The sequence below is a fragment of the Agrobacterium sp. LR_9 genome, assembly GCF_041954855.1.
Lineage (GTDB): Bacteria > Pseudomonadota > Alphaproteobacteria > Rhizobiales > Rhizobiaceae > Agrobacterium > Agrobacterium leguminum.
The window spans coordinates 1-3,446 of the sequence record NZ_JAVAYA010000052.1 but is presented as its reverse complement, the minus strand read 5'-3'; the positions used below and the strand labels follow the sequence as shown (position 1 = coordinate 3,446).

The 3,446-nt window shown below is 43.5% G+C and carries 2 protein-coding genes; both read right to left on the bottom strand.

Going from position 1 to position 3,446, the window contains the following annotated elements; all coding sequences use genetic code 11:
• Nucleotides 1–108: 108 nt before the first annotated feature.
• Nucleotides 109–2,001, bottom strand: coding sequence for a glycosyltransferase family 1 protein (locus tag RAC79_RS25460; protein ID WP_065656791.1), 1,893 nt, complete (start codon nt 1,999–2,001; stop codon nt 109–111).
• A gap of 40 nt (nt 2,002–2,041) precedes the next feature.
• Nucleotides 2,042–3,190, bottom strand: coding sequence for an FkbM family methyltransferase (locus RAC79_RS25455; RefSeq protein ID WP_065656790.1), 1,149 nt, complete (start codon nt 3,188–3,190; stop codon nt 2,042–2,044).
• Between the last annotated feature and the right edge of the window lie 256 nt (nt 3,191–3,446).

Here is a 3,446-nt window from a genome sequence, read left to right as displayed (position 1 = left end):
GATCCAGACCGGAGCCTATATCGGCGAGGACGATGTCATCCGCATCGAGGACGATTATAAAAGGCAATAGAATTGCGGTGCGCATCATCAGCGAAGTTTCTGATAAACTCACATCTTTTTTATCGCTTCCATCATTGCATCGACCGATTTAGCCCAAGTGAATCTGCTTCTAACAAATTCTCTCATGTCGCGGCATTCTTCAGCACTAGGAGGCAATGACATCAAACTGATCATAGCCTCAACCCATTCTTTAGGATCGTGCGGTCTACAAAATAAAACGCCTTGCTCAAGGATCTCCGTCATCGCGGGTCGGGAGCTGCAGATGGCTGGCACACCCAAAGCTAGCGCCTCGAGCGGAGGCAAACCAAATCCCTCGTAGAGACTAGGAAACAACAATCCTTGTGAATTTTTAACAAGTGAGAAGAGTTCAGCGTCTGACAGCTTCCCCGTGAAGTGAATTTTTGAACTATAGTACGCCAATTTTTCGTTATTGTGTCCAGCTCCCACAACAAATATCTTGCAATCAGGAAAACCCGGAAGAAGGGCTGCGTCAAATATCACTTTCAAATTCTTATGGTAATCGAAAGAACCTATGCAAACAAAGTATTGCCCTTGCTCTTGAATGTCATTTAAGTCGTCGCTATCGGGATCAAAAATCGTGACACCATTATAAGCGACCGAAATCTTACTCATAGGAATAGAAAGCTCTCTTGAAATGCTTTCCGCGCTACTATGACTAACCGTTAAAATATGAGTCGCCTTACTTGCAATGTAAGCGTACTTATTCTTCCAATCGTCAATCGTTTTTCGAGGAAAAAGATCCGGAAACAGAAGCGGTATCACGTCGTGTATCATGACCAAGGAGTTACCATTCAAATCCTCTGGACACCAATGAATAGACGGATAGAAATTAACAACTTTACTGCCTGCATCATTTCCAAGAGGTAATTGATCTTTATTTTGGCGGCTCCGCAATTCTGCCAAGTACTCCCGCGCTACTCGACCGATACCTCTTTGATCCCTCAGCGCTTCCGCAGCAAAATTAATAGTTATGTCACCAATCTTAATTTCGATGAAACCCGAGAGTTTTTCACTACTTAAGATTTCTTTTTTGGGAAAACGCTTTCTGATCGCCCGGCGAATAATGCGCTCCGGATTCAACTTCCTCGAAGCCGAGACGATCTTGAGCAGTTTATTTCTTTCCAAAACGTCTATTTTTGACCTCAAAAAGAGAACTTCGTGGTTGAGCGACCCAATTCGTTCATGGAGGTCGTCTAGTTGTGACTTTGTGCCAGCCAATTCGGCCGCAATGACTGAAAGCTCATGCGGAATAAAACCATCAGCGAAACTGGGCTCTTTGTCTAAAAAAGACGCAAGCGCCTTTTTTTCCCTTGCCAAATAAAACCGATAGTCATTGTTGACATACGCGACTTCGTAAGAAATAGAATGCATATTTTGATCGAGATCATTGCAGGCTGCGCCGACGTAATCTCGCGTAGCAATTATCAATACCCAAGGACGAAATTCAAGCCAGTTATTATATGAGAATAAATGATCAAAATCAGCGCCCAAATTTACCCTTAAAAAGTGGACTGACTTACTGGGTAGCACGAAGCGTTCACAGATCTGATTGAATGAGAAAACCTGTTGCCTTACTTTATTAAATCGCCTCCCAATCGAACAAGTCGATAAGACATTCGGACGACTACCATCAGCGGTGAGATTTTCACCTAAATGGTTGGCGTCCGCAGATAGTACGCAATGAAGGTTTTCGTCATTCGGACGGAAATGCTCAAATAGGTTGAGTATAGATATGTCGCGATGGATGTTGAGCCCGCTCCACCCTCTCTCATAAAGACCTTTGGTGATCGATTCGCGGTCGGGCGAATCTGCATGGATGTCGATATAAAAGCCGTTTTCCTCAGATTTGAACATACGCCACAGAAGAACGTCTTCCATATTTTTTGAAAATGAAACAAACTTCGACATCATTACACCCATACCTATACTTCCGAAGTAACACGTCACATTGACAATGAAATCACTGTCGCCGCAATATCAGATCTACATAGTCTCCAGAACTAATAACATCATCAACAGACGACGAAGAAAAATGCACTTCTGTTCCATTGTGCAGCAGCCTATTAATACTAAAGCCCGCCTCCAGAATTTCGCCTACAAAACTATGCGGATCTTGCCCCATTTCTTTGTATGCAATTGGACTAAACTCCATAACTATAGTGAGACCCTCCTGCTCTTTAAGCCAGTTCCGCATGCCCTTCCAGACATTTATTTCATAACCTTCAACATCTATTTTGATAAAATTTGGTGACACTTTTCGTTTGAATTTGCGCTCTACGTCCTGGATCAATAACGGCATTGTCGTGACGTTAACGCGCTCACTTCGATGGGATCCCTCTACGTCAAGCAATGTGGCGCTACCGACGTAATCTCCAATTTTATTTATATGGACCTCTTTCCTTTCATCACCCAAGGCAACATTTGCGACCTCTACAAAACCTGAGAAGCCGTTTACTGCAACGCTCTTTATCAATCGAGAATGCAACGCAATTTGGGGCTCCGCACCCAGTACGAACCCCTGCTCACCAACGATATGAGCCGCCAACAAAGTGTAAAATCCACAATTCGCCCCGATATCGAAAAACACATCGCCTTTTTTCAGGTTTTTTTGAAGAAACGTAGTAACCCATGGCTCCCAACGTCCTTCAGCCATGATATGAGGTGTCAGAGAAATATCCATGCTGTCTAGGAATATTTTCCTTCCAAAAAACGTCTCCGTTAGGACAGTTTTCTCTCCAATATACTGGCACATCCTATGTATTGCCTTCGATGGCGTCGAATCTACATGCAAGCAGTCAGCCATATTGTAGAAGAAACTCTTGATACTGTCGCCCTTTTCAGAAATATCGAAAATACGCAACACTATATATACATCATTAGAAAAGCATATTTCGCTTCTACCAACATACTGCATTAAGGTAGAGGGATCAATTTCCGTAATTTTTCCTTTATGGATCAGCACATACTTTGATGAATCTATATCCTTACGTGAGTGAACTTCATGCAAGCCCAACGAAACTATTTCACCCCAAGAAAATTCCTCCTGCGAGTAAATCGTTCTTGTTTTATTCTCTAGCCATTTCAACGCCTCGATGAGATGTGTATCCATTTCGTCCCCCGGTTTTCGAATTTCGTTCTTAGCGACTAAAAAATAGCCGCGTCTTGATTATATGTTTGTTCGCAAAACACTAGGCATTTTGTACCTTTTCTAAAGTCGTCCACGAAAAAGTAGGAGATAGCATACATCAGCACGTAACAGTCTACTCGTGAACCGCCAGCACGGCCTCTGCCTCATATATGGCGCAGACGATGTGATAAAACGTGCTTGCCGGCGCCGGCTCGTCGAGCATCGGCCTGTCGGCCGA

Bases quoted from the DNA above. Each gene is read 5' to 3' on its own strand.
- RAC79_RS25460 (WP_065656791.1), bottom strand. From the start codon at position 2,001: ATGGGTGTAATGATGTCGAAGTTTGTTTCATTTTCAAAAAATATGGAA.
- RAC79_RS25455 (WP_065656790.1), bottom strand. From the start codon at position 3,190: ATGGATACACATCTCATCGAGGCGTTGAAATGGCTAGAGAATAAAACA.